20 protein-coding genes and 1 tRNA gene are annotated in these 24495 nt (G+C 41.4%); 5 read left to right on the forward strand and 16 right to left on the reverse strand.

Annotation, left to right across the window (positions count from 1 at the left end; all coding sequences use genetic code 11):
* Positions 1-117: 117 nt before the first annotated feature.
* Genes mukB through mukF form a run of 5 tightly spaced genes read right to left on the reverse strand, consistent with a single transcriptional unit; the run spans position 118 to position 8773 of the window.
* Positions 118-4578, reverse strand: coding sequence for a chromosome partition protein MukB (gene mukB / locus ACTG7X_RS05420; protein ID WP_439257646.1), 4461 nt, complete (start codon positions 4576-4578; stop codon positions 118-120).
* A gap of 56 nt (positions 4579-4634) precedes the next feature.
* On the reverse strand, positions 4635-5378 hold the full coding sequence (gene mukE, locus ACTG7X_RS05425; protein WP_439257535.1) for a chromosome partition protein MukE: 744 nt from the start codon (positions 5376-5378) through the stop codon (positions 4635-4637).
* A 35-nt stretch (positions 5379-5413) separates the two neighbouring features.
* The gene (locus tag ACTG7X_RS05430; protein ID WP_439257536.1) at positions 5414-6568 is read right to left on the reverse strand and encodes a hypothetical protein; all 1155 of its coding nucleotides are present in this window, start codon (positions 6566-6568) and stop codon (positions 5414-5416) included.
* Entirely contained in the window at positions 6547-7413 is an 867-nt protein-coding gene (yhdJ, locus tag ACTG7X_RS05435; protein ID WP_439257537.1) for an adenine-specific DNA-methyltransferase, read from the reverse strand. The genes ACTG7X_RS05430 and yhdJ overlap by 22 nt, the downstream gene beginning before the upstream one ends.
* A 25-nt stretch (positions 7414-7438) precedes the next feature.
* Positions 7439-8773: a chromosome partition protein MukF gene (mukF, locus tag ACTG7X_RS05440; RefSeq protein ID WP_439257538.1), complete on the reverse strand. Its 1335-nt coding sequence runs from the start codon at positions 8771-8773 to the stop codon at positions 7439-7441.
* Positions 8774-8937: 164 nt separating this feature from the next.
* Here mukF and ttcA point away from each other — a divergent pair, with 164 nt between their 5' ends.
* Positions 8938-9873, forward strand: a complete 936-nt coding sequence (ttcA, locus tag ACTG7X_RS05445) for a tRNA 2-thiocytidine(32) synthetase TtcA (protein WP_439257539.1) — start codon at positions 8938-8940, stop codon at positions 9871-9873.
* A 680-nt stretch (positions 9874-10553) separates the two neighbouring features.
* On the opposite strand, the gene sppA is transcribed toward ttcA, so the two are convergent.
* Complete coding sequence (gene sppA, locus ACTG7X_RS05450; RefSeq protein ID WP_439257540.1) at positions 10554-12425, reverse strand: signal peptide peptidase SppA; 1872 nt, start codon at positions 12423-12425, stop codon at positions 10554-10556.
* Between the two features lie 172 nt (positions 12426-12597).
* Here sppA and ACTG7X_RS05455 point away from each other — a divergent pair, with 172 nt between their 5' ends.
* Both ACTG7X_RS05455 and ACTG7X_RS05460 read left to right on the forward strand, forming a co-directional pair.
* The gene (locus ACTG7X_RS05455; RefSeq protein ID WP_439257541.1) at positions 12598-13152 is read left to right on the forward strand and encodes a nitroreductase family protein; all 555 of its coding nucleotides are present in this window, start codon (positions 12598-12600) and stop codon (positions 13150-13152) included.
* A 9-nt stretch (positions 13153-13161) separates the two neighbouring features.
* On the forward strand, positions 13162-13776 hold the full coding sequence (locus ACTG7X_RS05460; protein ID WP_439243746.1) for a DedA family protein: 615 nt from the start codon (positions 13162-13164) through the stop codon (positions 13774-13776).
* Between the two features lie 76 nt (positions 13777-13852).
* Here the strand turns inward: ACTG7X_RS05460 and cspD are convergent, their stop codons facing one another.
* Positions 13853-14062, reverse strand: a complete 210-nt coding sequence (gene cspD / locus ACTG7X_RS05465; RefSeq protein ID WP_439243743.1) for a cold shock domain-containing protein CspD — start codon at positions 14060-14062, stop codon at positions 13853-13855.
* Between the two features lie 279 nt (positions 14063-14341).
* Here cspD and asnS point away from each other — a divergent pair, with 279 nt between their 5' ends.
* Entirely contained in the window at positions 14342-15745 is a 1404-nt protein-coding gene (gene asnS / locus ACTG7X_RS05470) for an asparagine--tRNA ligase (RefSeq protein WP_439257542.1), read from the forward strand.
* Between the two features lie 71 nt (positions 15746-15816).
* Here the strand turns inward: asnS and cysB are convergent, their stop codons facing one another.
* The 7 genes from cysB to pyk all read right to left on the reverse strand — a co-directional run bounded on the left by cysB (position 15817) and on the right by pyk (position 21803).
* Positions 15817-16788 (reverse strand): HTH-type transcriptional regulator CysB, encoded by a 972-nt coding sequence (gene cysB, locus ACTG7X_RS05475; RefSeq protein ID WP_439257543.1) that lies wholly within the window; start codon positions 16786-16788, stop codon positions 15817-15819.
* Between the two features lie 28 nt (positions 16789-16816).
* Entirely contained in the window at positions 16817-18001 is a 1185-nt protein-coding gene (gene rluB, locus ACTG7X_RS05480; RefSeq protein WP_439257544.1) for a 23S rRNA pseudouridine(2605) synthase RluB, read from the reverse strand.
* A gap of 51 nt (positions 18002-18052) precedes the next feature.
* Complete coding sequence (locus tag ACTG7X_RS05485; RefSeq protein WP_439257545.1) at positions 18053-18676, reverse strand: L-threonylcarbamoyladenylate synthase; 624 nt, start codon at positions 18674-18676, stop codon at positions 18053-18055.
* Positions 18677-18846: 170 nt separating this feature from the next.
* Positions 18847-18933, reverse strand: a tRNA-Leu gene (locus ACTG7X_RS05490).
* A gap of 154 nt (positions 18934-19087) precedes the next feature.
* The gene (locus ACTG7X_RS05495; RefSeq protein ID WP_439257647.1) at positions 19088-19546 is read right to left on the reverse strand and encodes a ClpXP protease specificity-enhancing factor; all 459 of its coding nucleotides are present in this window, start codon (positions 19544-19546) and stop codon (positions 19088-19090) included.
* A gap of 5 nt (positions 19547-19551) precedes the next feature.
* Positions 19552-20190 (reverse strand): stringent starvation protein SspA, encoded by a 639-nt coding sequence (gene sspA / locus ACTG7X_RS05500; protein ID WP_439257546.1) that lies wholly within the window; start codon positions 20188-20190, stop codon positions 19552-19554.
* 173 nt (positions 20191-20363) lie between these two features.
* Positions 20364-21803 (reverse strand): pyruvate kinase, encoded by a 1440-nt coding sequence (gene pyk / locus ACTG7X_RS05505; RefSeq protein WP_439257547.1) that lies wholly within the window; start codon positions 21801-21803, stop codon positions 20364-20366.
* A 502-nt stretch (positions 21804-22305) separates the two neighbouring features.
* On the opposite strand from pyk, the gene sixA reads away from it, so the two are divergent.
* Positions 22306-22764 carry a phosphohistidine phosphatase SixA gene (sixA, locus tag ACTG7X_RS05510; RefSeq protein ID WP_439257548.1) on the forward strand — a complete coding sequence of 153 codons (459 nt, stop codon included), beginning with the start codon at positions 22306-22308 and terminating at the stop codon, positions 22762-22764.
* Between the two features lie 85 nt (positions 22765-22849).
* Here sixA and ACTG7X_RS05515 read toward each other — a convergent pair whose 3' ends face one another.
* Positions 22850-23644: a TIGR01619 family protein gene (locus tag ACTG7X_RS05515; RefSeq protein WP_439257549.1), complete on the reverse strand. Its 795-nt coding sequence runs from the start codon at positions 23642-23644 to the stop codon at positions 22850-22852.
* Complete coding sequence (gene xthA, locus ACTG7X_RS05520; RefSeq protein WP_439257550.1) at positions 23644-24447, reverse strand: exodeoxyribonuclease III; 804 nt, start codon at positions 24445-24447, stop codon at positions 23644-23646. The genes ACTG7X_RS05515 and xthA overlap by 1 nt, the downstream gene beginning before the upstream one ends.
* Positions 24448-24495 lie beyond the last annotated feature (48 nt).

The raw sequence follows: 24495 nt of genomic DNA on the forward strand, positions 1-24495 counted from the left end.
ATTTTGACGATATGATTACACAGGAATGTAAACGATGTCTTTAGGGATTATGTAAACTATGTTATCAGGTTGTACCCTCACCCTAGCCCTCTCCCAGAGGGAGAGGGGATTTTTTTGTTATTGCCCAAATCCCCGCAATCCCACGACATGAACCTGCTCTTGATTCCCCGAAATTTTCCGCACCAATTTATAAGTCGTGCCTTTTTCTGGGCTGATGTTTTCAGGGGCGGCGATTAATAATTGCATATCCAATCGTTCGCAGAGTTCAAACAGCGTGGAAATGGATTTGCCATCAAGTCGTGCGGCTTCGTCAAGGAATAACAGGCGGCAAGGGACAATGTCTTTGCCCCGAATACGGCGGCTTTCTTCTTCCCAGCTTTGCACCACCATTAACAAGATCGACATCCCCGTACCAATGGCTTCACCTGTTGACAATGCCCCACTTTCGGCACGCAACCAGCCGTCTGCACCACGGAACACTTCCACTTCTAAATCCAAATAATTGCGGTAATCCAGCAATTCTTCGCCGATGGTTTGAGCGGTACGTTGCCCCATATCAATATGCGGATTAATGCGTTGATAGAGTTTCGCCATCGCTTCTGAGAAAGTGATGCGATTGTCGCTAAATAAATCTTGGTATTCCTGCTGTTCGCCTGATAAGGCATCTAAAAGCATTGCGTGGGTATCACGGATATTCACCACCAACCGCACGGATTTCACTTGTCCAAAGGAAATATTTTGTAATCCTTGGTTGAGCTGACGAATACGATTTTGTTCACGTTGAATGGTTTTTCGCATAATGTTCGCCACACTTTCTGAGCTTATCGCCAATTTTTGCTCACGGCCAGTAAGTTCGTCCGTTAAGCGGTTAAGCTCAATTTCCATTTGTTCAATGGCATCAATTGGGTCATCGGTTTTGATAATATCTTGACGAATCCGCTCACGCAAATGTTGATACACCGCAATAAAGAACCGCACTTTGTTTTCAGGTTTGCGGTTATCTTCCGACAAACGCAGGCTATCACGCAGATATTCATTGTCTGCCACCGCTTGACGCAATGCCCCAAGGGCTTTATCCGACATTGAACGCAAATCGTCTGCGGATAAATAGGTAAGCTCACGGCGGTGTAGTCGTTTTTCCACATCGCTGTTGCGAGATAACCGCAATACCACGCACCAACTGGCTTTAGCAGCGACCACAATTTCACGTTGCTGTTTATAATCTCGCTCTGCTTTGCGAATACGGCGAGTTAAATTTTCTGCATCACTTTCAATCAAGGTAAGTTGTTTTTCCACATAAGAACGGCGTTGACGATTGGTGGAAAGTTGTTGATATAATTCATCTTTCCGCACTCTCGCACGCTCTTCTGCACCCTGATCGGCTCTCACGCCTAATTCGTTGACTTCAGTCAATAATTCTTTCAGCAAATCATTTTTACTGTTATACGCACTTTGCAACTGAATCATCACCTGATTATATTGGGCAAATTGTGCTTGTTTTTGGCGGAGCTGTTCACGTTGTTGCTCACGGCGTGCTTGGGTCTGCTCCAATTTCAACCGCAGTTGCTCATTTAGGCTGTTGCTTTCGGTTTGAATGGCATCATCATAGGCAAAATGGGCTTTGCGTTGCACCACGTTGGAAAGAGCAAAGATTTTCTGTTGCACTTGTTTTTGCATTGCCACGGCTTGTGCTAAATCGTCTTTCAAACGCGCATAATTTTCAGGGTCGCTTTGCAAGCTGTTTGCTATCGGCTCTAACTGTGACAATGTCACGCCGTGATGGCGAATAAACAATTCATCTTGTTCCAGATTATCCAACTGCTCCCGACATTCTTCAATGCGATCTTGCAGGCTTTCATCAGCAATTACGGCTAATTGCGGAATAATCCGATTGAGCAACTGCATTTTTTCTTTGGCTTGATCTAATTTCAAGCGCGCTTGTTGTTCGCCTGTGGAAAGTGCGGTTAATTCTCGCTCAATTTCATTGCGTTCCGTATTAATGGCTCGCAGGCTTTCTTCAGGGTTTGGTAAGAACGCCAAGGCTAAATGCAAGCCGACAAATTGGCTAAATTGTTGGTGTAAGCGTTGGCATTTTTGTACATCAAAGGCGGCTTCAGCGTACTTTTCTGTGACATTGTCACGCTCAATTTCCAATTCCGCTAAGTGTTTTTCCCGAGCCGCACGCCCGAATAACGGAATTTCAGGGAATTTGGAATAACGCACTTCCCTATCCGATACCTGCACCACCACGCCGTGTTCCAACTCATTGGCGGACAACACGCTATCATCAAAGGCACTTGGATCACCTTCAATTAAATACAAATCATCAGGGCAATCGTCTAAATTGGCAAGTTGGGCTTTAACGGTGGCTAAATCACGCACCACAATGGCGTGGCGAGCAGGACCATAAAGGGCGGAGAAATACGGTGCATCTTCTATCGGCACATCATCGTAAAGTTCAGACAACAACACGCCACCAAAACGCTCTGCCAATACATTCAAACGCGCATCTTCTGAGCCATCAGGTTGGCTTAAACGTGAAATCTGTGTTTCTAACTGTTGACGTTTTTGCGCTAACTCGTCCCGTTGAAGCGTTAATTCACGTTCTTTCACCAACAACGATTGCATATAATTCATCACATCTTGGCTATCACCAAACTGCTCGCCTGATTGTTCGGTTAATCGTTCAAGTTCGGCTTGAGCCAGTAACCACGCAGGGGCTTTTTGCGAATGTTCATTATAGGCTTGATTTAACTGCTCTCGTTTTTGACGTAAGGTAGAACGGTTTTCCACTTGCTCGGAAAGCTCCGCCCCCAAATCGTCAATCAGGGCTTCTTGTTCGCTGTAAAATTCTTCCAACTCATCAGCGGTTTCCAACTGTGTGTTGGCACGTTGATTAAACTCTTTTAATAAACGCACCGCCGCTTGTTGCTGGGCAAAACGCTGTTCCAATTCGTGTAACTTCGCTCGTAATTGTGGGGTTTGGGTCGCATTGAGTTTTTGCGTTGGGTATTCACGCAACAGTTCTTTCGCTGATTCCCACGCCGCACTTCTTGGCACGTCCCCTGCAATTTTGCACACCAACTGGTAGGCTTTATCAAATTGCGATTTTGCCGCTTCGGAAATGGACATTTTATGCTCAAGCTCTAACACTTTTTCGGTCAGAATGTCCCCTTGAGCGGCAAATTCCTGCTGATAATCGTCCACATTTTTCACGCTCAAATCTGCCAATCCGCAGAGCTGTTTGGCTTTTTCTAACGCCGCAATGGCTTGTTGATATTGCAACGCTCGAGTTTGTTGGGCATCTAATGCTTGTTGATAATCAGCAAGCTGGCTGCGAATTTGATCCACTTCGCTTTCTAATTGCTCAAATTGGGCTTGGCTTTCTTCTAGCTGTTCTTGGCTCGTTTCTACCACCATTTTTTGTTCTTCAAGACGTTCCGTTAAGCCACCAATATCGTCTTGATAACGTTCAATTTTTTCTTGATGACGTAACGCATTGAGCACCAAATTTAAATGATCCGCCGCACTTTGATGATCCACTTCCAGCCCCTTTTCGCTTTCGGCTAATTCTTGTGCTTCACGGCTTAAATCAATCAAACGATGTTGCGACAACGCCTGTTCCGACTTAGCTTGATACCACTCACGGCGGAATTTCAAGGCATTTTCAATATTGCCCTGACGCTCATTGGCGTTACGCATATAATCCGATGCTACATAATTGGTGGTTTCGGTAATCAAATGCTTAAATAAATCCCGATCCGCTTGGGTCAGTTTAATGGCTTCCAAGGTCATACGGTTTTCTCGCAACGCCGATTCCATATCTTGGAACGCCTTGCGAACGCCTAAATTTTCAGGCAATAAATAATCACGCAAGGATTTGGTGATGGCACTGGAAATCCCGCCGTACAGGGACGCTTCAATCAGTTTATAAAATTTCGCACGATCACTGGACGAACGCAGACGTTTTGGAATAATCCCCAAATCAAACATCATTGCGTGATAATCGGCGATGGAATGATATTGCTTGAATTGTCCGCCAATATCGTCAATCTTGTCTTTAATTTCGGTCAAATTCAATACTTTGGCTTGGCGATCATTGACCACTTCGGTGAAAATGGACGTTGGATTAACGGATAATTCTACCCCTTGCAAACTAAAGGTTTTAATATCTACTTTCTTATCACGCCCTGCAATTTGCTGCAATCTTGCCCCAACCAAGGTGCGTTGATGACGTGAATTAAGGGTATCCAACACTGCATAACACACCCCAGGGCGAAGTTTGCCGTGCAACCCTTTATCACGAGATCCGCCACTTGCCCCCGCTTCGGTGGTATTGCGGAAATGCAACAAGGTCAAATCAGGAATCAATGCGGTGACAAAGCCTGCCATTGTGGTGGATTTCCCTGCCCCGTTACCGCCCGACAGCGTGGTCACCAGTTCATCTAAATCAAAGGTGCGAGCAAAAAAACCGTTCCAGTTAATCAGCGTGAGCGAGCGGAATTTGCCTCGTTCTACCCCTGCTTGCGGTTGAAATGGCGAAACGGCGGTGAAAATGTCTTCTGTTTCTTCCTGCATTTCTTCTACCACATCTTGTTGGCTTAAATCATCTTGTTCTAATTCAAACTCTGCCATTATTCCGCCCCTTCTTCATTCTCATCTTGGCTATCATCAAAATCTTCGTCATTTTCCACCGCAGTTTCTTGATTGAACGCCGCTTTTTCCGCTTGCAATGATTGCGGAGTTGCCGCCTCACCGTCCCGAATCAAGCGTAATTGGGCTTCCAATGGATCATCCCCCGACCGCACTTCCGCCCCAAAACGGAACACGGATTCGGAAATGGTAAACTTGCCGCTATTCTGCTCGCCCACCGTGTGTAACATTCCCAAACGGCGTAACCGCCCAATGGCTGCTCGCACTTTTTCTGCTAGCTTTTGTTTATCCAAATCCGATCCGCTAGCACGCAAATTAATCGCTTTCAACAATTTCGCTTCGTCTGCAAGATTTAACAACTCATCATACACTTCTTGCACCGAAAAAATCCCCTGTTGAGCCAACCGTTCAGGGCTTAAATACAGATAACACAGCACTTTCCCTACCAACATTTCTAGCTCCGACAACACGGAACGTGAAATCAACGTCGTGGCTTTCGGACGCAAATAGAAAAAACCTTCGGGGGCGCGAATCAGCTCCACATTATAACGGCGATAAAAACTGTCTAATTCTGCCTGAAAATCGCCTAAAAACGCATAATTATCTAAATACTCTTGCCCGATATGCCGCCCTGCCCGTAACTGGCTATCCACCGCAGGAAATAGTGGATTGGCAATGGCGGCTGCTAGTTTGGTTGAAATCACGTCTTCTAATTTTTCTGTCATATTCTTTTTCCAATCAAAATCTATTTGAAATAACATTATTCATTAAAATCATCAAGATAATTAAACTCAAGTTTACTTTGAATAATAATTTCTTCCATAATTGATGATAATTTATTCATATTTACCATTTCTTCAAACGCTTTTACCAGCATTGGAACATTGATAATTTCTTCTATCGCATCCATATAAGATGCTACAATCGCTTCTATTTTATATTTAATACTAGCTTGTTCTTGAATTAAGCTTTTTATTTGCTCTGGTGAATTATTGGATTTCACCACAAAAGTAATTGGAAACCGTTGTACTTTTTCTATGTCTAGAAAATATTTATTTACATCTATAGTTTCCGTTACTTGAAAAAATCTTCCTAGAGGTTTCATCACAAAATCAATTCCACCATCATTCGCATTGGTTCGCCCAGTTTTATATAAGCTCAATTTTTCTTCTAATATATTCTCTCTCGTATAACCAATCCAAATGGACTGTTCTGAATATTTAGATTTCAAGACGGCGTAACTGACTATTTCAAAAATTCTTGCATCAGCACTAGGATCTAATTGTGCTTTAATAAATGCGACTGCTTTTGTAGGTTCTTTTGTACTTAATTCATTAATTCTTTGACAAGTTTGGATAAATTCATCAAAGGCTTTCGTTTTTTCTGCTACATATTGCTCTATTATTTGAATAATAACCTTTGCTAAATTATAAACAACAGGCTTTCCTTGGTGATCAATTAATGTGATTTTTATCAAATCTTCTTGTAGCCAATATCTTTGCTTTTGAAGATCTCGCACAATAGGAACGATATTTAGTGTTGGGAAATATTTTCTGAATTCATCATTCAATCTATTATTTAACGCATGATTTTGTAATTTCTGCCCAAAAGGTAACTCCCTTAATCTTTTCAGCAAATCTGTAAATTTAGCACCTTCATATTTGGCATAATGAGTATCATTTTCTAAATATCCTTTATTAATATAATCTTCTATCAAAACATAAAGGGCATAATGATTCGCAAAAGATCCTCTCGATTTTGAACCTTTATTTGCTGATCTTGTTTTTACATTTAAATATTGAATAAGATGACTTTCTTTATATATTTTTGTTGCATTTTCACCAAATTCATTCTCAAGGATCGAAAGTATCTGAGATGAAAAAGAATGTTCAGTTAAAATAGGTTTCTTTGACATATTGCCTCTGATGATGTAAGTCTATTATTCTTTTGCTTTAATTGCTTATCCAGTTTAGAAAGTGTTTCTCCGTTATATTCTGTCGCAATGCCTAATCTTCTCAAACCAATTTTCACATATTCTTCTTGAAATTCAATACTAATGCTTCTTCTACCTAAACGTTGAGCTACTGCACTGGTAGAAAATGTACCACCAAAGGGATCTAAGATTAAATCCCCCTTATTTGAACTGGCTTTAATAATACGTTCTAGCAATACTTCTGGCTTTTGACTAGGGTGAACTTCATATTCTTCCATTCGGTATCTTACTCTAGGAAAATACCAAGTATTACCAGGGACTTTAGTTGTTTTATAAGGCGTTGGCACTGGTTTTCTATAATCAATCAATTTTCTTTGAGCACCCGTTTTAGCTTCTACTTCAATATCTTCTGCATTAAACGTATAATTTTGAGGGTTTTTCACCGCAAATAATATAGGTTCATATAAAGATCCAAAATATTTTTTTGCTTGAACCCCCGAACTATCGTAATGCCAAACAATTCGAGAAAGAATTGTCATGTGTTCACGAAGCCATAAATCAATATAAGGCATAGATTGAGTACTCGTCATTACATACAAGGAACCACTCTCTTTTAATTTTTTAATACATAATTCAAGCCATTGATAACACCAATCAATATATTCCTTTTCTGTCTTCCAAGAATCTCTAAATTGACTAAATTTTTTTCCAATATTATAAGGTGGATCGGCAAAAATAAGATCAATGGAATTATCCTCTATTTCTGATAAAGCATTTAAGCAATCATCAAAATAAATCTTTGTTAATGTGTTTTCAAAAACTTTCATAAAATAAAACACCTAAATCATGATATTAACGATACTCATCAATCACATTTGCTTGCACTTCTGCACCAGCGTTATTAATCGGTTGCCACGGGGAATAAATGCCCGAGAGATCTTGACTGGCTAAACCTAATCGCACCGCTTGATCCACGATAATGCGTGCCACGTCAAAATGGCGAGAAAGCGGATAATGTTCAAGCTGTTGTTTTAACACAAGGCTTAAATCAATCGGTTGATTGTGTTCTCGTTGGGCGATGAGCAAGGTTTGCATCGTTTCTACAATTTGATCGTGCAAGTCGGAAAGCTGTTCATACTGCAATTCATCAGGTAATTCGCCCAAGGCATCTTCATCTCGCAACAGTAATTCTTCATCACGCAAATCAATCAAGCGTTCCGCTTGAGCCGTCCACAAATACCACGGGGCATCAAAATAATGATGAATAGAGTTGCGCAACCGTTGGCTAAACACCCGATTTTTATCCATATCAATGGCGGTACGAATAAATTTATGCACGTGCCGGTCGTAGCCGATCCACAAGTCAATGGCTTGCTGTCCCCAGCTGATAATGCGGTCTAATTTGGCTTGTAAATCCACAATCAACTGGTCAATAAAATACAGCGTACTATTCCCGATAATACAGTCTTGAATCCGCAATAATTGGGCTTGTAGCTTGTCGCCAGCGGCGTTTAACGTATCTTGCAATTCTCGCAAATTGCCCGATGTTTCATCTAACAACCGTTCACAACTGGCAATCGCTGCTTGCCAATCTTTGCTTAACAAATCAGCGATTTCTTGCTTAATCCCCTGCTGATTTTCGTCCATAATGCGTTGTGATAAATCAATGCTATCAAAAATCTCCGCCACGGAATATTTGAGCGGTGCAAACACATTTCGCCGCCAAAAATACGCATCTTCGTTTTTCCGCACACCTTCTTCCGCTGATTCCGATGCACGCTGAATTTCATCTGCCACAATGGCAAGCTGCACGGACAACTTAAGAGCGGAAAATTCACGTTGACGAATATAATAATCAGACACGCCCACACCCAACGGGGTCAAGCGGTAAATGGAAAGTCCTTCGGTAAACTCGCTACTAAAACGGTTTAAAAACCGCTGTTTCACCAAATCATTAATGGCATTGTTGGCTCGGGTGACGACACTCTCAGAATACTCAAATTCAGATGACACTTGACGGAAAATATCCACTAAATCAGATTCTTGCATCTCGCCGTCAAAACGTTCGGCATTATACAGCGAAATTGCCAATAAAAACGCCAGCCGTTCGGTGTTGAGATTGAGCGAAAATTCCCGCTCTCTTGCCCACGACACCAGTTCGGGGATAGTTTGTGATGTTTCAGACATTAAAATTTCTCACAACCTTTGAAAATAGATATAATTGAAGAAGATTATACAGGATCTTTGTTGATATTGTAAGTTCTTGATCGTTACAAAAAAGTGCGGTGTAAATTTTTAATTTTTTATTGAAATTTATCAAGGCAATCCGTACCATACGCAGATTAATTTTAATGGATATTTTTATGACAACCGAACAAGAAAAAAAACACACCTACAACCTAAATAAACTACAAAAACGCTTACGCCGTCATGTGGGTAATGCCATTGCGGATTTTAATATGATTGAAGACGGCGACAAAGTGATGGTTTGCTTGTCGGGCGGGAAAGATAGTTATACGCTGTTGGATATTTTACTGAATCTTAAACTGAACGCCCCGATTCATTTTGATATTGTGGCGGTCAATTTGGATCAAAAACAGCCAGGGTTCCCTGAGCATATTTTGCCTGGCTATCTCGCCAGCATTGGTGTAGATTACAAAATTGTGGAAGAAAATACTTACGGCATTGTGAAAGAAAAAATTCCTGAAGGCAAAACCACTTGCTCGCTCTGCTCTCGCTTACGTCGTGGGATTTTATACCGCACCGCGACGGAACTGGGTGCAACCAAAATTGCCTTGGGACATCACCGTGATGATATGTTGGCAACACTATTCTTAAATATGTTTTATGGCGGAAAACTCAAATCCATGCCACCGAAATTGATTAGTGATGACGGCAAGCACATTGTGATTCGCCCACTGGCGTATTGTAAAGAAAAAGACATTGAGAAATACGCCATTGCGAAACAATTCCCGATTATCCCGTGCAACCTTTGCGGTTCGCAACCGAACTTGCAACGTCAAGTGGTGAAAGAGATGTTGAATACTTGGGATCGTCAATACCCAGGGCGATTGGAAACGATGTTTAGTGCCATGCAAGATATTGTGCCGTCCCATTTGTGTGATGCGGAATTGTTTGATTTTAAAGGGATTAAAAAAGGGGCAGTAATTGAGGGCGTTGAGGGGGATTTGGCGTTTGATAAGGAAGAATTTTCTGCGGTGTCCTTGAATGATGAAAATGAAGATTTTGAGTTAGAGAATAAGATTGATTTTAAAGAAGTGGTTTAATTTAAATCGGGTTTCGCCACGCTCTTTACTTTTCTTTGCTTGTGGTAAGAACGGATTTCGCCGCTGGCGACTTACTTTTTCTTTGCTTCGCCAAAGAAAAAGTAAGCAAAAAGAAAGGCGACCCCGATTTTGCCTTGTTTCCTGAAAATGCTTAAATTTGCTTAACGGAAAAGTTGTAAACTCGCTACGCTCAAACAGTACAACTTTTCCTACAAATTTAAGCATTTTCAGGCGGCAAAGACGGGGATCCCATTGGTGATGAAATAAAGTGCGGTGGAAAAATTGAGAATACACCTAGCACTGGCGTACTAGGTTAAGCATGGTAACGCTACTCCGTAGCTTAGAAAAGAATATCTATTTTTTTACTCACAATCCTTGATAAGACTATTCGGAGCTTTGCTCCCATTGCTACGCAATGTTGAAAATTCCTACGGAATTTTTTAACCGCCTTTTATTTTCGCTCGGTCAAAATTTGGGGCCCCGTCTGAACCGCCTGAGTGTTTTGGTATTTTTAGCTAAATTTTGCATGTCTGAGCGTAGCGAGTTCAAAATTTAGCGTGAAGAAAATACCAAATAAGCTCAGAAAAGCGGTGAAGTCGGGGCGTGCTTTCTTTTTGCTTACTTTTGCTTTGCACGAGCAAAGAAAAAGTAAGTCGCCATCGGCGAAACCCGATTGAAATCTACTTCACTACCCCACAATTCAAACAATACAAATACTGCCCTTTCGGATCATTAAACCGTCCCAACACCCCCAATGGCTGTTTAATTTCTTGCTGAATTTGAGACAGTCCAACCATTTCAAGCAAACTGGTTTTAATCCATGACTTCACCCCAAATTGTAATGATTGCAACAGCGCCTTAATGCCTTGTGGATCTTCCGTCAACCATTCAACGGAATAGTCTTTAATATTCGCCAATTCTTCCGCTTTTTTCACCGCAGTTTCAAAGTCACCAAGTTCATCCACGAGTTTATATTGTAACGCATCTTGCCCTAGCCAAACTTGTCCTTGTGCGACTTTATCTACATCCGTTTTTGATAACTGCCGTCCACGACTTACTACGTCCAAAAAGCGATCATAGCCGTTCTCAATTTCTAATTGAAATACCTGTTTTAATTCCTCGGATAATGGACTCACTGATGATATTTCGCTTAATTTTGAAATACTTACACCATCCGCCGTTACACCGATTTTTTTCAAGCTATTTTCAAAGGTCGGGAACATGGCGAAAATGCCAATAGAACCGGTAATCGTATTTCTATCCGCCACAATATAATCCGTGGTGCTAGAAATCCAATAGCCCCCCGAGGCGGCCATTGAGCCCATTGAGGTCACAACAGGCTTGCCTAATGCTTGCAAATGATCGATTTCTTGGCGAATAATTTCAGAGGCAAAAGCGCTACCACCGGGGCTATTTACACGTAAAACTACCGCTTTAACCGCCTCATCTTGAGCAGCTTGACGTAGTAAATACGCCACGCTATCGCCACCAACTTCATTTTCATAGCTCTCGCCATCAATAATCGTCCCCTCGACATTCACAACGGCAATTTTATGGGTTGGCTCAGAAAAGGCACTGTCCCCTTGTTGACGGTCTGGTAACGCGCTTAAATAAGTATCAAAATCGACATTTTTAAACGCATAACTTTCATCTTGCATTGATGGACCAAAAACTGCGGTGAGTTTTTGTTGTGTTTCTGGACGACTGGCTAATTGTGTCACTAAATGCCGTTGTTTCACATAAGCGGTGCTGTCGCCTTGCAAGGCTTTTAGTTGTGCCAAATATTCTTGGCTGTCTGGCAAGACATCCTTGATCGGAATTTGGCGATTTTTTGCGACAACGTCACGGAAATTTTGCCACATACCGCCCAACCAACGTTGTGCATTGGCTTTGGCTTCAGGTGACATATCATCACGCAAAAACGGCTCCACCGCAGATTTATAGGTGCCCACACGGAAAACGTGCGGCGTGACAGCCAATTTTTCTAGCATGGATTTAAAATACAAATTTTCAGCCGATAAACCGTGAATATCTACCGTCCCCACGGTATTTAAATAAATGTCATCCGCAAAACTAGCAAGAAAATATTGTCCTTGTGTGTAATTATCTGCCATGGCAATCACGGGTTTATGTTGTGCTTTGAAATCATTTAAAGCATGACCAACATATTCCAATGCGGGTAAATCAGCGCCCTCAAAATAATTTAAATCTAGCACAATCCCTTTAATTCGGTCATCATTCTTGGCATTTTCAATAGCATAGACCACATCAAAAGTCGAAATTTGACGAGCCACTTGATTGCTATCCAAGGTATTTAAGGCTTTTTGCCAAGTCATTGTTTGCTCTCGATTATCCGCCAGATAACCGTCTAAATTTAACACCAATGCGCCTTGTTCACCGACCAATTCTGTTTGCTTAGTTGGTGAATGGAATAAACTCACAAATGTGATAAACACCAAAACGAATAACAAAAAAACCACATTCATTACTACACGTCGAACAACGTTTAAGGCTTTCCAACACTGCTTTAAAAAACGAAAAATGAGTTGCATAACATCCTCTTAATATAAACGGTAAATGGCAAAAAATAATACAAATTCACCGATGAGCTATTGAATTGAAAGGGAATATACCGCAAAAATGAGAAGTTTTCACGGTATTTTTGTGTTAAAATCATGCACGTTAAAATAAGCAAGAAAGTAAAGAAAAGAGGAAAAGAGCGTTATGAACGCATTAGAATTACTGATCAATCGTCGATCAAATAAAAAATTAGTGGCGCCTGCCCCCAATAAAGCACAACTTGAACAAATTTTTCAAGCCGCATTGCGCACACCCGATCATGGCAAATTAAAACCTTATCGCTTTGTGGTCATTGAAAATCACGGCTTAACCACACTTGCTAATGCCTTAACTCAAGTGGCAACGGATCTGAATTTAGAACAAAAACAATTCGACAAAATCGACAAACTCTGCGCCAATCCAATGGTGATTGCGGTGATCGCAAAATTGGATTCGACGATTGCCAAAGTGCCAGAATGGGAACAGCTTGTTACTGCAGGTTGTGCGGCTTACGGCATTCAACTAGCCGCACAAGATTTGGGCTTTGATAATGTCTGGATTACGGGAAAATGGAGCGACGGCAACGCCTTACGCCAAGCCTTGCATTGTACCGAACAAGAAAAAATTGTGGCTCTCTTATTAGTCGGTACGGCAGAAAATGACAAGATAGAACGTGAATGTAGAACAGTCGATACACAAGATTTTGTTTCATATTTATAGGATTTTTTCATGGATGTGTTAATTAACTTTTTTACTGATTATGGCTATTGGGCCGTTTTATTTGTATTGATTATTTGTGGCTTTGGCGTACCGATTCCAGAAGATATTACTCTGGTTTCTGGTGGCATTATTGCGGGCCTTTATCCTGAAAATGTGAATGTGCATATGATGTTGGTGGTGAGTATGATCGGCGTATTAGCGGGTGATAGCACCATGTATTGGTTAGGCCGTATTTATGGCGTGAAAATTTTACGTTTTCGCCCATTACGCAAATTACTCTCCTCCAAGCGTTTAAAAATGGTACGGGAAAAGTTTGATCAATATGGTAATCGAGTTTTATTTATTGCACGTTTCTTACCTGGCTTACGAGCCCCGATTTATATGGTATCAGGCATCACCAATCGAGTAAGTTATACTCGTTTTGTGTTGTTAGATTTCTGTGCAGCGATTATTTCAGTGCCGATTTGGGTTTACCTCGGCTATCATGGCGCAGACAATCGAGATTGGTTGGCACAACAAGTGAAAAATGGTCAACACGGTATTTATGTTATCGTGGCTGCGGTCGTGTTATACGTGGCTTATAAAATTTATAAAGCCAAGAAATCGAAGAAAAAACCGAATTAATACGTTAATAAATAGAAACAGCAAAGTGCGGTAAAAATAATATGATTTTTACCGCACTTTTCGTTAATCATCCTGTCTATTCAAAAATAGGAATAATTTTTGTGGCTTGCGAACCTTTTTCGCCATGTGAAACCTCAAAATTCACTTTTTGGCCCGCTTTTAATGAACGATACCCCTCCATTTCAATCACAGAAAAATGAGCAAAAATATCCTCATCACTGCCCTCTTTATTAATAAAGCCAAAACCTTTTGTATTATTAAACCATTTAACAACACCAACTTCCATACGATACCTCATTTCGGTCTAATGATAAAAAACAAGCGTCATGCCTTGTTACCTGTTCATATGATTAAGTATTTTTGTATTTTCTGCAATCAATAAATGTTCAAAATTCGACATAGATCACAAAATTTTTTTGCTTAATCTTTTCAGCAACGCAAAAAAGCAAAACGACATGCCGTATTTCGCAAATATTTTCAGGGATTTTTTGGTAAATCACTGAATTTAAGGTAAACTAAGCAGAATTTTTTATGAATAATAATATTTTGATTTCGGAGATTAAAAATGACAAAAATTGCCTCTATCACCGACGTACTGCAAGGTAAAGTTGCGATTGGTGAAAGCGTAACTGTACGTGGTTGGGTGAGAACTCGCCGTGACTCAAAAGCGGGCCTTTCTTTTCTGACTGTCTATGACGGTTCTTGCTTTTCCCCTATTCAAGCGATTGTAAATAACGATTTAGCGAATTATGAAACGGAAGTGTTACGTTTAACCACGGGTTGTTCCGTGGTTGTGACAGGGACCGTGGTAGAATCCCCTGCCGAGGGACAAGCGGTGGAATTACAAGCTCAAAGCGTGGAAGTGGCGGGTTGGGTAGAAGATCCCGATACTTATCCAATGGCCGCCAAACGCCACAGTATCGAATACCTACGTGAAGTGGCACATTTACGCCCTCGCACCAATATTATCGGTGCCGTGGCTCGTGTGCGTCATTGTTTAGCCCAAGCGATTCATCGTTTCTTCCATGAACAAGGTTTCTATTGGGTAGCAAGCCCAATTATCACTGCGTCAGATACCGAGGGGGCGGGCGAAATGTTCCGTATTTCTACCCTTGATTTAGAAAATCTACCACGTAACGACAAAGGTGCGGTGGATTTTTCACAAGATTTCTTTGGACGTGAATCTTTCTTAACCGTATCGGGTCAATTAAATGCAGAAACCTATGCTTGTGCATTAAGCAAGGTCTACACATTCGGGCCAACATTCCGTGCGGAAAATTCAAATACCACACGTCACTTAGCGGAATTCTGGATGATGGAACCTGAAGTGGCCTTTGCTGATTTGAATGATAATGCTAAATTAGCCGAAGATATGTTGAAATACGTATTCCGTGCCGTATTAGCAGAACGCCGTGATGATTTAGAATTCTTTGCTAAACACGTGGATCCAGAGGTGATTACCCGTTTAGAAAATTTTGTCAGTTCCGATTTTGCGCAAATTGATTACACCGATGCTATCGAGGTGTTATTACAATCGGGTAAGAAATTTGAATTCCCAGTATCTTGGGGAATCGACTTATCTTCTGAACACGAACGTTATTTAGCTGAAGAACACTTTAAATCCCCTGTGGTGGTGAAAAACTATCCGAAAGACATTAAAGCATTCTATATGCGTTTAAATGATGACGGCAAAACCGTGGCCGCCATGGACGTATTAGCACCGGGAATTGGTGAAATTATCGGGGGTTCACAACGTGAAGAACGTTTGGATGTGTTAGATAAACGTATGATCGAAATGGGATTAAACCCAGAGGATTACTGGTGGTATCGTGATTTACGCCGTTATGGCACCGTGCCACATTCAGGTTTTGGACTAGGTTTTGAACGTTTAATCGTCTATGTCACTGGTGTACAAAATATCCGTGATGTGATTCCGTTCCCTAGAGCGCCAAGAAACGCTAGTTTCTAACACAAAAAGGAACGCAAGTTCCTAATAAAAAAGAAAATAAATAAGGTGCATAAAATGCACCTTATTTTTTGTTATTTATTCTCCAACTGCACCCCGTCAAACAAGCGTTTAACGGCATTATTATCGTGCATAGATTCGGCTTTTTCCACTAACGTACGAGTTAAGTGCGGTGAAAAATAATTAATAAAATCGTACATATAATTGCGCAAGAACGTACTGTGTTTAAAGGCAATTTGCGTCATACTCGCATTAAATAAATGGCTTGCATCAATAGCAACTAAATCCGTATCAGCCTCAGTATGCGCCATGGAGGCGATAATCCCCACGCCCAAACCTAAGCGAACATAGGTTTTAATGACATCCGCATCAGTGGCCGTAAACACGATATTCGGCAAAATACCCTCGCTGTTAAAGGCATAATCCAAATCCGATACACCAGTAAACCCGAACGTATAGGTAATTAACGGGTGTTTACCCAATTCCGCAATGGTTAAATTTTTCACGTTCGCCAACGGGTGATCTTTTTTCACCACCACCGAACGGTTCCAAAAATAACAAGGCAACAGCACCAAATCATCAAATAAATATTGGGCCTCGGTGGTAATGGCTAAATCCACTTCGCCAGACAACAACGCATCATAAATTTGATTCGGTGAACCTTGATGCACATGTAAACTGACATCGGGATATTGTTTTGAAAAACGTTCAATCACCGACGGCAACATATAGCGTGCTTGCGTATTCGTCGTGGCAATGCGTAACACGCCATGATTCGGCTGAGTATACTCATCCGCAATCGCCCGAATGGCTTGGGTTTTCACCAACAATTCACGCGCAATACCAATAATTTTCTTGCCCGCCGGCGTAATGGATTTAATGTGTTTGCCATTACGCTCAAAAATTTCTAGCCCTAATTCTTCTTCCAACAAACGAACCTGTTTACTGATCCCCGGTTGCGAAGTATACAGCGCCGCAGCCGCCTCCGTGACATTTAAATTTTGATTAACAATTTCCACAATATAACGTAGCTGTTGAATTTTCATAAAAATTTCTCTTTAAAGGAATGTCAAACTAGGCTTTTTTATAACGCTTACTGATTTCAGTGTAACGTTTCACGGCTTTACGAATTTTGCCTGTATTAGAGCGACGTTTTGGCTGAGTGATATCTAATTTCGTTTCGGTTTCAGGCGCCAAACCCACCAATTCACGCAAATAATTCACATTGGCTAAATCCATTTCTTCCCAACCACCTCGTGGCAAAGATTTCATCAATTTAATATTGCCGTAACGAATACGAATTAAACGGCTGACCTGAATACCTTGGCTTTCCCACAAACGACGTACTTCACGATTGCGCCCCTCCATTAAGGTCACATCAAACCATTGATTTAACCCCGTACCGCCCATGGCTTTCACGCTTTTAAAATTGGCAAGTCCATCTTCTAACTGCACGCCTTTACGTAAGCGAGCAATCATGGCGTCATTCACCTCGCCAAACACTCGCACCGAATATTCACGCTCCACTTCTTGACTTGGGTGCATTAAACGATTGGCCAATTCGCCGTCGGTGGTGAACAATAATAAACCGGAGGTATTAATATCTAAGCGGCCTACGGCTATCCAACGTGAACCAACCAAACGTGGCAAACGATCAAATACCGTGGCTCGTCCTTCTGGATCACTTCGGGTGCATAATTCGCCCTCGGGTTTGTAATACATTAACACACGGCACACTTCTTTTTGTACCGCCGTTAAATTAATTAAATGGCCATCAATGCGGATTTTCAAGCCAGAATGCACGGTGACACGATCACCTAGCGTGGCCATTTTCCCATCGACACTCACCCGTCCAGCGGCGATAATCGCCTCAATTTCACGGCGTGAACCTTGCCCTGCATTGGCTAAAATCTTCTGTAATTTCTCACCAGCGACCGTTGGCTTATTTTCTGTGACTGCAACAGGTTTAGGTTTACGCATCGGCAAGGGTTTACGTTCAAACGGTGCTTTATCTGGGTTATTTGAACTGGATTTCACCGAGTTACGTTCACCTCGAGAACGGTCTAAACGCCCTTTTGGCGCTTGCTGATCTTTATCTTGACGCCCTCTTTCTTGGCCCGTACGGATAGTAAAGTGCGGTGATTTTTCGCCTCGTTTTTCATTTCTTCCAGTATCACGATTTGTGCTACGATTGCGGTTACGATCTGTGGAGCGTTCGGTTGAACGTTCTGTTGAGCGAGGCTGAGATTGAAATTTCATAAATGTGTCCTTTGTTGTCGCTTTCCCAAGCGTCATAATTAAAATAAACGGTTAAATAAACGGCGTGGTGCTACCACTACCCTCACGTAAAATAACCGGAATGTCCTCGGTCAAATCCACCACTGTTGTCGGGTCTTGACCTAAATAACCACCGTGAATAATTAAATCCACGTGATGTTCTAAGCGATCACGAATTTCTTCGGGATCGGATTGGGTAATATGTTCTTCTTTCGGCAACATCAACGAGCAAGATAAAATCGGCTCGCCCAAAGCCTTTAACAAATCCAAGGCAATTTGATTATCTGGCACACGCAACCCAATGGTTTTACGTTTTGATGTCATCAAACGACGAGGCAATTCTTTGGTCGCCGACAAAATAAAGGTATAACGCCCTGGTGTATTGTTTTTGATTAACCGATAAGCCACATTACTCACCGTGGCATAATGGGATAGTTCCGATAAATCACTGCATACCAAAGTAAAATTATGCCCCTCTGGCAACTGACGAATGGTCACAATGCGATCCATAGCATGCTTATCGCCCATCATACAACCTAGAGCATAACCCGAATCGGTCGGGTAAACAATCACCCCACCGCTTTTCAAAATCTCCACCGCTTGATTAATTAATCTCACTTGTGGATTTTCAGGGTGAACATAAAAAAACTGGCTCATTGTATTTCCGTTACAATATAAAAAATAATCCTTATTATACTGCATTGTTATATGTTTTTAATAGTGTTATCTGTTTCACGGAAAAAGATTTCTTTATATCCAACGGCCTTATTGGGTGGGCATATAATTTATAGACGAAAAAACCACGCAAAACGTGGTTTCTTGTAATTTGGTGCCAGTGGCCGGACTCGAACCGGCACGCTTTTAAGGGCGGCGGATTTTGAATCCGCTGCGTCTACCAATTTCGCCACACTGGCTAGCACTGATAAGAATTAATTTCTGAGGCGTATTATACGGTTATCTGCCCCAGTTGCAAGTATAAATTATATTTTTATGTTTGTTCGCTTTAAATTTCATCAATAACAAAGCGCGGTAAAAAATAAGACTATTTTCACCGCGCTTTGGCTTGTATTATTTTATAATTCTTAAATGTGAAGCGGATTTATTTTCTGTTTTCTTCACTACGTTTTCCGGTGACTTAGGTTTGTCCACGATATCGTTGAAACCCGCAGGCTGCTCGATATGAGGAACGGGATCTTCATCATAAATTGCCTCAGGCTCAAACATCACGCCGTCACCATTTTCTCGCGCATAAATGGCTAATGCGGCGCCCATGGGAATGTACACATCTCTTGGTATACCTTGGAAACGAGCATTAAATTCAATGGCGTGATTACCTAATGACAACGCACCTACTGCGCCGGCGGAAATGTTCAGCACAATTTGTCCGTCTTTGACATATTCCTGCGGTACAACAACATTATTATAAGTAGCGTCTACCACTAAATAAGGGGTAAAACCATTATCAACTAACCAATCATAATAGGCCCTTAATAAATACGGGCGCTTAGGTGTCGATTTATATTCCATGGCCATTATTTATCGTCCATTAAATTGCGTGGCGCAGCATTACCGACAGATTGTTGGAATGAATCGCGCTCAAATACTCGATTCATATAGGCTTTCAAGGCTTTGCTCCCCGTGCCGGTAAATTCTACGCCAAACGCTTGCATACGCCATAATAACGGAGCAAGATAACAATCTACTAAACTAAATTCTTCACTCATGAAAAATGGCATTTGGTCAAAAATGCCCGCAATCGCCATCAATTCTTCTCTTAATTGTTCCAGTGCTGTTGCTCGTTCTTCTTCTGTACCATTTTCGGCTTGGGCTAAAGTCGGATACCAATCTTGTTCAATGCGTTGCATTAATAAACGGGTTTTTCCTCTTGCCACGGGATAAACCGGCATTAATGGTGGATGTGGAAAACGTTCATCTAGATATTCCATAATAATACGCGAATTAAACAGCACGAGGTCACGATCCACTAAAGTCGGTAAAGTACCATAAGGATTTATCTCCATCAGTTCTTCTGGCAAACTTTGTGTATCGACGATTTCCGCCTCATAAGCCACCCCTTTTTCTGCTAATACAATACGTACCTGATGACAATAAATATCAGATTTATCGTAAAAAAGGGTCATTATTGAACGTTTATTTACTGCACTAGTCATTTAGTCCTCCAACGACTAAAATAGAAAGTTTAAACTGCTAAAATACGGTTATTCTTACTCTAGAAGAAAACCTGATAATATATCCCGACATTATACCATAAATACCCGTTAAATAGCCAAATAAAAAAACGGTGGCTTGGCACCACCGTTTTATTCACAAAAAATTCTGTTTATTAATCAACAATTAAGGTACGGCAAGTGTTGGTATCACCATTACCTAATGGATCGCCATGGGTTAATAAAACAAGATCGCCTGACAATAAGAAACCTTTATCTTTTAACATTTGTACCGCTGATCTCGCGCCTTCAGCCGTGCGAGATTCACCATCAAAATGAACCGGTGTCACGCCACGATATAATGCACAAAGATTTAAGGTGGATTGATGACGAGATAAGGCAAAAATCGGTAAGCCTGAACTAATACGTGACATCAATTTCGCGGTATGACCGGTGCTTGTCATGGTGATAATCGCAGCAACGCCTTTCATGTGGTTTGCGGCGTACATCGCGGAGAATGCCACAGATTCGCCAATGGTTTCAAATTGCACGTCCATACGGTGACGAGAAACGTTAATGCTTGGCATTTTTTCCGCGCCTAAACAGACTTTCGCCATCACAGCGACCGTTTCAGCCGGATATTGACCGGCCGCTGTTTCTGCTGAAAGCATGACCGCATCCGTACCATCTAATACCGCATTAGCCACATCCATTACTTCCGCACGGGTTGGCATTGGGTTGCTGATCATAGATTCCATCATTTGAGTGGCGGTAATCACCACACGATTTAAACGACGTGAACGACGGATTAATTTTTTCTGTACGCCCACTAACTCAGGGTCACCAATTTCTACCCCTAAGTCACCACGCGCCACCATAATCACATCTGAAGCTAAAATAATATCGTCCATGGCTGCGTCATCCACCACGGTTTCCGCACGCTCTACTTTCGCCACAATTTTGGCGTTTAAGCCCGCATCTGTAGCCAATTGACGGGCATAATTTAAATCTGCACTTGAACGCGGGAAAGACACGGCTAAGTAATCTACGCCAATTTTCGCCGCAGTAATAATATCGGCTTTGTCTTTTTCTGTTAAGGCATCAGCGGATAAACCACCGCCTAATTTATTAATTCCTTTGTTATTGGATAATGGACCGCCCACAGTCACTTCCGTAAAGACTTTCGCCCCTTCGGTGGATAAGACTTTTAATTGAACGCGTCCATCATCTAACAATAGAATATCACCGGGTACCACATCTTGTGGCAATGTTTTATAATCTAAACCAACGGCTTGCTGATTACCTTCACCTTTTGGTAACTCAGCATCTAAAATAAATTTATCTCCGATATTTAAGAAAATTTTTCCCTCTTTAAAGGTAGAAACACGGATTTTTGGTCCTTGCAAGTCACCTAAAATAGCCACATCTTTGCCTAATCTTTTGGCAATTTCACGAACGCGATTAGCGCGTCCGATATGGTCCTCTGGCGTACCATGCGAAAAATTCATACGCACGACGTTCGCACCTGCTTCAATAATTTTCTCTAAATTATTGCCTTTATCCGTAGAGGGACCCATTGTACATACAATTTTGGTTCTTCTTAATTTTCTTGACATTACTTTACTTTCTCCGTCACGTTTACAATTTAAAAATGATCATTCGCCACTCCCCCACCACAAAACATGGATAGCAGATTGCTGATAGCGAAAAAAACTGGCACACATTATACGCTGAAAATGACTTGAAAGCGAGAGACCTAAAATAAAAATTTCCTTTTGACTTTTATGGGGGTTTACGATTATATTTTTGTTCATGTATTGTAGGGCTTGTGGACGTTTCATTTTTCCCAGTGTTGTCGCTTAAAAAAGCCACAGGCAAGGAAAAAAATGCGGAAAATAGTGGTTCTATTTTCAAATTTTTTGACGTAGAATGTGGCTTTTTTAAGCACAACCCCATCTCTGTGAATATGGGGGACGGGACTTATTTTAGCCCACTCTGCGTTAAAAGTCATTTGTTTAGAATGACTAAACCGCATGACTTTCGCCTTGATTGGGCTAAAATAAGTCTCCGTCACTGGGAAAAAATGAAACGTCCACAAGCCCTAATAAGGAAAATCAGATGAAAATTTTTATTATGCGTCATGGTGAGGCTGAAATGTTTGCCAAATCCGATAAAGAACGGACACTCACCGAATTTGGGCAACAATCTGCGGCGAGCCAAGCGCATTGGCTAAAATCAACCGCATTACAATTGGATAAAGTATTGGTCAGCCCCTATACGAGAGCCAAACAGACTTTTGACTATATTAACCAAGCCTTTGACGATCAACTTTCTGATTGTGCTGAAGTGTGGGACGCGATTACGCCGAATGGCAAAGCAGAATTGGTGGTAGATTATCTTTCTGTCTTATTTGATCAAGATATCAATCAAGTCCTCTTAGTCTCCCATTTACCTTTAGTGGGCGAGATTGTGGCAGAATTGTGCGGTAAAAATAATGTGTCATTTTTACCTGCGACCATTGCTGAAATTGATTGGGATGGTGAAATTGGCCACATCATTCAGGCCAAAAAGCCGTAAATACAAGCGAATACAAAATACGTGAAAAGTGCGGTCTTTTTTGACAGAATTTTACGCTAGGCATAGGTAATTATGCCTAGAGGTATTAATTAACGTAATAGCCTTGTTGACCTAAATCACTGCATTCCCAACCTAAATAACGGGCCGAAAATTCCTCTGCCAACAGTTCGAATTGCTCCACTTGGGAAAAAATCGCTTGCGTATCTAAAGCCATCTCTTGCTCGACTTTCACTAAATAAACCCACTGTTCATCCTCCACTTTCACCGCGCGCTCGGTATATTTAATCCGTTCAAAGGGGACTTGTGACAGACTACATTTTTCAATAAATTGCTCAATATCCTCTTTTTCATCAAAATGAAAGTTATGTTCAATCCGTTGTGAAATAGACAAATCCACTCCACTTTCGCTAAGCGTATCTAACATTTCCTCCGTCAACATCATTTTACTTTCCAAGGATGACGGCAATAAAAATTCAAAATAAGTATCCCACTGAGGATCTTGCTGAATATCAAGGGCGTCATAAGTGAGTTGCCCTAAGGTTTCCAACAAGCTAATTTCATCATTAAAATAGAAAAATTGCTGCGCTTTACCGTTGGACAAAATATGCCCCGCATAAAACACATCTGGCAATGCACAAAGTTGCGTAATTGTATGCAAAATCTGGCGAAACATATCATGATAATGAGGTTCACTTGGCAAACCATTCTGATCGCTTTCATAATGTCGGCTAATTTGTGCAATATTTATCGGACGCGCCTCTGAAAAAGAGGCCAACACAGCGGTGTTCACTGAGACCACCGCCACATGCTCACCAAACCATGTGCGATAATTCTGCCAATGCTGATCATCAATATCCTGATGAAAATGTATCGCTGACATTAGTTAAATTCCGCCCAAATCGGTGCATGATCGGAAGGTTTTTCCATGCCCCGAATCTCCCAATCAATCCCCACATTGACACATTTTTCCACCAAGGCTTGATTCGCTAAAATATGATCGATCCGCAAGCCACGGTTCTCATCAAAACCTTTGGAGCGATAATCAAACCACGAAAATTGATCGTTCACCGTTGGATTTAGCTGACGGAACGTATCTCGCAACCCATAATCATACAGACGTTGATACCATTCTCTTTCTTCAGGTAAAAACGAACATTTGCCCGTACGCAACCACCGTTTACGATTTTCTTCGCCAATACCAATATCCAAATCCGTCGGACTAATATTCATATCGCCCATAATCACAAGAGGATTGGCTTTATTATGCTGATTTTCCACATAATTTTGCAGATCCGCATAGAATTTTTGTTTCGCAGGGAATTTGGTTTCATGATCACGGCACTCCCCTTGCGGAAAATAACCATTAATCACCGTTAATAAACCAAAGGGCGTGTCTAAATCTGCCATAATAATGCGTTTTTGAGCATCTTCTTGATCAGTTGGAAAGCCTTTTCGAACAGCTACCGGAGATTGTTTACATAGGAGAGCGACACCATAATGCCCTTTTTGTCCGTGATGAAAAACATGGTAGCCCAAATGCGCCACCAGTTCATAGGGAAATTGTTCATCTGCCACTTTAATTTCTTGCAACCCCAACACATCAGGCTGATGTTTTTCAATAATCGCTTCTAGCTGATGTGGTCTTGCTCGTAATCCGTTGATATTAAAAGAGATAAATTTCATAAAGGGTTCTCGTGATAAAAGAATGGTTTATTATACAGCTTTTGTAAA

Origin of the sequence: Lonepinella sp. BR2271, assembly GCF_051851515.1 — a bacterium.
Lineage (GTDB): Bacteria > Pseudomonadota > Gammaproteobacteria > Enterobacterales > Pasteurellaceae > Lonepinella.